This window comes from Streptomyces sp. NPDC057543 (genome assembly GCF_042801895.1).
Classification (GTDB): Bacteria; Actinomycetota; Actinomycetes; order Streptomycetales; family Streptomycetaceae; genus Streptomyces.
This window is the reverse complement of sequence record NZ_JBHVFF010000445.1, coordinates 1-4608: the sequence shown is the minus strand read 5'-3', so window position 1 is coordinate 4608 and position 4608 is coordinate 1. Positions and strand designations below refer to the sequence as shown.

Annotated in this window: 7 protein-coding genes; 5 read left to right on the top strand and 2 right to left on the bottom strand. The window is 69.0% G+C overall.

The window, feature by feature from the left end; translation table 11 throughout:
- The 3 genes from ACFU8Q_RS39350 to ACFU8Q_RS39340 form a co-directional block, all read left to right on the top strand.
- Positions 1-269, top strand: a 269-nt coding sequence (locus ACFU8Q_RS39350) for a helix-turn-helix domain-containing protein (protein ID WP_384464383.1), incomplete at its 5' end; no start/stop codon positions are given.
- Between the two features lie 380 nt (positions 270-649).
- On the top strand, positions 650-1051 hold the full coding sequence (locus ACFU8Q_RS39345) for a hypothetical protein (protein WP_384464380.1): 402 nt from the start codon (positions 650-652) through the stop codon (positions 1049-1051).
- Between the two features lie 43 nt (positions 1052-1094).
- Positions 1095-1646 carry a YciI family protein gene (locus tag ACFU8Q_RS39340; protein ID WP_384464377.1) on the top strand — a complete coding sequence of 184 codons (552 nt, stop codon included), beginning with the start codon at positions 1095-1097 and terminating at the stop codon, positions 1644-1646.
- Positions 1647-1857: 211 nt separating this feature from the next.
- On the opposite strand, the gene ACFU8Q_RS39335 is transcribed toward ACFU8Q_RS39340, so the two are convergent.
- The gene (locus ACFU8Q_RS39335) at positions 1858-2313 is read right to left on the bottom strand and encodes a recombinase family protein (RefSeq protein WP_384464374.1); all 456 of its coding nucleotides are present in this window, start codon (positions 2311-2313) and stop codon (positions 1858-1860) included.
- Positions 2314-2342: 29 nt separating this feature from the next.
- Between ACFU8Q_RS39335 and ACFU8Q_RS39330 the strand changes: the two genes are divergently transcribed.
- A complete protein-coding gene (locus tag ACFU8Q_RS39330; RefSeq protein WP_384464371.1) occupies positions 2343-3755 on the top strand; it encodes a transposase in 1413 nt (470 codons plus the stop codon).
- Between the two features lie 279 nt (positions 3756-4034).
- On the opposite strand, the gene ACFU8Q_RS39325 is transcribed toward ACFU8Q_RS39330, so the two are convergent.
- Positions 4035-4319, bottom strand: a complete 285-nt coding sequence (locus ACFU8Q_RS39325; protein WP_384464369.1) for a hypothetical protein — start codon at positions 4317-4319, stop codon at positions 4035-4037.
- A gap of 64 nt (positions 4320-4383) precedes the next feature.
- Here ACFU8Q_RS39325 and ACFU8Q_RS39320 point away from each other — a divergent pair, with 64 nt between their 5' ends.
- Complete coding sequence (locus ACFU8Q_RS39320) at positions 4384-4590, top strand: carbonic anhydrase (protein ID WP_384464366.1); 207 nt, start codon at positions 4384-4386, stop codon at positions 4588-4590.
- Positions 4591-4608: the final 18 nt, after the last annotated feature.

Sequence of the window (4608 nt, the reverse complement as noted above, 5' to 3'; positions counted from 1 at the left end):
GCCTGGCCGAGCACGGGTTGGTGATCTCGGCAGGGAAGATGTCCGGGCTGTGGTCCGGCCAGCCGGTCTCCCTCAAGCTGGAGGACCTGGACGTCATCTGCGTCGTGCTCGGCTGCGAGATCGGCGACCTGCTGATCCCCGAGCCGGACAAGGTCCGCCGTCCCGGCGAGGAGACCGGTCAGCAGGCCGCCGCGTCAGCGGCTGGCTCGGCGGTGGCCCCGGTGGTCGTGCCCAAGCGCCGCGACGGCCTTTCCCTGCCGCCGGCATGAGGGCGAAAGCGCGGCGGCGGGGCCCGGCGGAACCGGTCAGTTGCGGGAGCTGCTTGGCCTGGGGCCGGGTCCAGCGCCCGTTCGTCCGCGGGCTTTGCCAAGCCTGCTACCTGTTTGCTCGTGACTACGCGGTGGGCCGGTGTCGGGGCTGCACGACCTGGACGGTGTCGGGCGCCATCAGCAGCTGTTCTTCGCCGACATGCTCGTGATGCGCGGCGCCCGCACGACTCCGCCTCGGCAATACAACCGCCGGGGTGCCCCACGAAAGCCTCCGCCGCCTCCGGCTGCACGGCCGTACTCCGGGTGGATCCAGCCCGTGCTGTTCGACGGGGTCCGCCGCGACTACACCCGCTTCAACTCCGAACAGCTGGCTTCCACCAGTGGCTGGCTGGCGTGGGCTCGTCACCTCGCGCACCGCCTGGCCGAGGCCCGTGGCTGGCCCGCGGGAGTTCGCAAGCCTCACCCGGCAGCTTCTGCTGGCCTGGCTGAAGCACCGGCGCCGCCGCTGGCCGAACACGGCCAACCCGCACCTGATCACCAACATGAACACCGCGCTGGAGACCGGCCCGGTCAGCAGCTGGTGGATCGAACGCGAACTGCGCGGCCAGAGAGCGACATTGGACCGGCTCCGCGTCGACCGGCAACTCGAAGAGGCCCTCGTCCACTGGCCCGATCCTCTCCACCTCGCCGAGGTCTTCGGCCTGGCCGAGAAGACAGCGATCCGCTACGCGGAGTCGGCACGCGTGCTTCTGGGTGAAGCTGCCGAGCAGTCAGCGCAGTGAAACCCGCTCGACCTGGCTACCTCCTTGAAGAGACCCTACGGGCATGGAGTTCTTCTGCTACCACCGCGACCGACCCGGCTCCGTAGCGTTGCGCAACGAACTGCGGGAACAGCATTGGTCCTACATGGACCGGTACGCGAAGGAGCTGATCGCCCGGGGCCCGACCCTCACCGGCGACGGCGACGCTCCCACCGGCAGCGTGCACATCATCGACCTGCCCGATCCCGTTGCGGCCCGCGCGTTCGCCTTCGCCGAGCCGGGCTACCAGGCCGGCGTCTACCGGGACGTGCTGCTGCGACGGTGGAGAAACACGCTGGGGCGCACCATGTGGGACTTCCCCGGCGGCCGGACTGGTGGCAATCGGTACTTGGTGCTCGGCCTCGGCACAGGGCAGGCCGCAGACCTCGCCGTGCCGACAGACCGGGACGAGCTGATCGCGTACGGGCCGCTGTTGTCCGACGACGGCACCGCCTGGCTGGGCACGGCCGTGTTGCTCCGGGCGCCGGACCCGGATACGGCAGGAGCCATCCTGACCCGGGACCGATACGCCGACATCGAGGTGCACAACTGGCAGTTCGGCGGGCGGCCGTCATAACCCGAGGGCGTCCAGACCGACGTCACACCGGAAGCCCTTCGGATCGCTCCGTCCTCGTGTTTCATCCGAACCCACGGGTCCGTCGGCCTGACGCACACCGGTGGACCCGTGAGTTCGCGCTGAAGGACCTTCGGTTTCCTCGAACCCACGGGGCTCCTGGGGTCCCAGTAGATCTCGCCGAAATAACAACGCTAAGGACTGAGCCCCCAGGTCAGGTCGTGGGCTCCAGAGTGCCTGTGGTTGTCTGCTCGTCGTGTTCGCGCAGCATGCGCATGACGGTGGCCGGGGCTGGGTGCTGGCCGCGCTTCTTGCCGGTGCGGATGACGAGGCGGGAGGCGATCTCGCGCAGCGAGAGGCGTTCGTCGTCGCGCAGGCGCAGGGCGGTGGCGAGCATGTCCTGGTCGGAGACCTTGACCCCGCCGATCGCCTTGCCCTTCGTACGGGCGGTCTCCTGGCCTTCGAGGGTCTTGTCGCGGATGTAGTCGCGCTCGGACTCCGCCATGGCGGCGAAGAAGGCGAACAGGGCGGCCCCGTGGCCGGACGGGTCGTGCTTCCCGGCCAGGGGGCCGGTGAGGAACTCCAGCTCGATCTCGGCGTCGCGCAGTTCCTCGGCGACCTTGAGGAGTTCCAGGGCGCCGCGGCCGAGCCGCTTCATCTCGTGCACCACGAGGGTCACCCTCGCCCCCAGCGAGCGAGTTGGACGACCCCGGGTTCCACCACAGCGTGCTGGCCGACTTCCGCGATCGCCTCGCCGAAGACGACCACGCCGACCGTCTTCTCAACCTCGCGCTGGCCCGCCTCAAGGAGGCCGGACTGGTGCGCGAGCGCACCACGCAGCGCACCGACTCCACCCACGTCCTGGCCGCCGTGCGCGACCTGACCCGCCTGGAGTTGATCACCGAGGCGGTCCGTGCCGCACTCGAAGAAGTAGCCGGCGCCTCCCCTCACCTGCTCGACAAGCTCGTCGACGAGGACTGGGGGCTCCGCTACGGCCGACCGGTCCGCCTGGGCAAGAACCCCACCAAACCCAAGACCAGAATCCTCGCCACCGGAAACGATGCCGTCCGGCTCCTGGAACACCTCTACCGGCACGGAACAGACCACACGGCCGGCCCGCGCGTCCAGACCCTGCGCCAGATCGTGGTGCAGAACTACCACCGTGACGCCGCAGGACACCTGCGCTGGCGCACCGCCGAGAAGGAAGACGGGCCCGGACTGCCGCCCTCGTCCCGGGCGATCGTCTCTCCTTACGACACTTCAGCCCGCTACGCACGCCACGGCCACATCATCAGCTGGAAGGGGTTCTCCGCTCACCTGACCGAGACCTGTGCTCCCGACCGCCCGAATGTGATCACGGATGTGGTCACCACCGCGGCCACCACCCACGACAGCCAGGTCCTGCCCGGCATCCACGCCCGCCTGGCGCGTCGCGGGCTGCTGCCCGCCGAGCACCTGGTCGACGGCGGCTACACCTCCCTGCCCCACCTGGCACAAGCCACTCGTGAACACCAGGTCACCGTCTCCGGGCCGCTCCGGAGCAACCCCACCCTCCAGCACCGTCGGAACGAGGGCTTCGCCCGGGACGACTTCCACATCGACTACGATCGCCAGCAGGTCACCTGCCCCCAGGGACAGGTCAGCGCGGGCTGGCACGGCCCCTACCCGACCTCCTCGCCCACCGCGGCCCCGCTGATCGTGGCCAGGTTCACCAAGAGCCAGTGCCGCCCCTGCCCGGCCCGCGCGCAGTGCACCAGCACCGCAGACAGTGCGCGCACTGTGGGCTTTCCCCCGCGAGAACTCCGCGACCTGCAACTTCGCGTCCGTACCGAGCAGCAGACGCCCGAGTGGAAGGCCCGCTATGCGGTCCGCTCCGGCGTGGAGGGCACGGTCAACGAGTTCGCCCACGGCCACGGCATGCGGCGCTGCCGCTACCGAGGACAGGGAAAGGCCCACATCCAGCACGTCCTGACGGCCATCGCCGTCAACATCGAGCGCCTCAGCGGACTGCCACCGGACGAGGCCCCCCCCCGCCGACCGACCGCCTTCCAGGACTACCTCGACCAGCGCGAGATTCCCCGGCTGAAGTCCTGGCGAACCTTGGGCAGCTGACCTCGGCGACTCCAAGATCCCCGACAGAGTCAAGTTAGCCTTCACCTCACCGACGGCCACATCACCGAGATCACCGCCATGGTCGACCCGGCCGAACCCGCGCTCATCAACCTGCCGGACTCGGTGTGACTCCCTACCAGCAGAGGCCGCGCACACTCGAAGTGGTCCACGCCTGATCCCGCAGAGGCGTTGAACTCAGCCTCTGAGAAGACCTCAGCACCGCGCGACCGCTCATCGCGGCAGGCCACGGGGCTCCGTGCAGCGCCGCATCAACCGCGGTCACTCAGCGTGCCCTGGTCGGCGGTGATTGCGTTCATCACCGCCGCCCGAGACCTCGACTTCGCGGCAAATCGCGATCATGAACCGCGGTACGAATCGCACCTCGGCGTTGACACGCCGTGTCGGATCGCGCGAGGCGTTGACCTGCGTGATCGCGATTTGCCGCAGAGTCGAGTGGCATGGGAGGCGGCGGCGGGTCAGGATTGGCGGCAACTGGAGGTCGCCGCCGACGTCACCGGGGGTCAGGCTCAGAGCAACAAGGGGTGCCGTCACAGTGATCGACACGGATGAGCTAGCCAAGCGGAACGCTCGGTTCGCTGACGGCGGATCATTCGCCGAGCTCAAGCTCATGCCCAGTGGCAGTCTGACGGTCATCGGATGCGTCGACCCTCGTGTCGACCCGTCCGACGTGCTCGGGCTCAAGCTCGGCGAGGCAGCGGTGATCCGCAACGTCGGAGGGCGGGTCACGCCCGCGACACGAGCAATGCTCAAGACCTGTGGATCGGCCTCGGGAGGGGTGCCTCGCGGAACGCGGAGGGCGTACCTTCCCGAGTGATCGATTGATGGTCACCGA

Bases quoted from the DNA above. Each gene is read 5' to 3' on its own strand.
- ACFU8Q_RS39320 (WP_384464366.1), top strand. From the start codon at position 4,384: ATGCCCAGTGGCAGTCTGACGGTCATCGGATGCGTCGACCCTCGTGTC.
- ACFU8Q_RS39340 (WP_384464377.1), top strand. From the start codon at position 1,095: ATGGAGTTCTTCTGCTACCACCGCGACCGACCCGGCTCCGTAGCGTTG.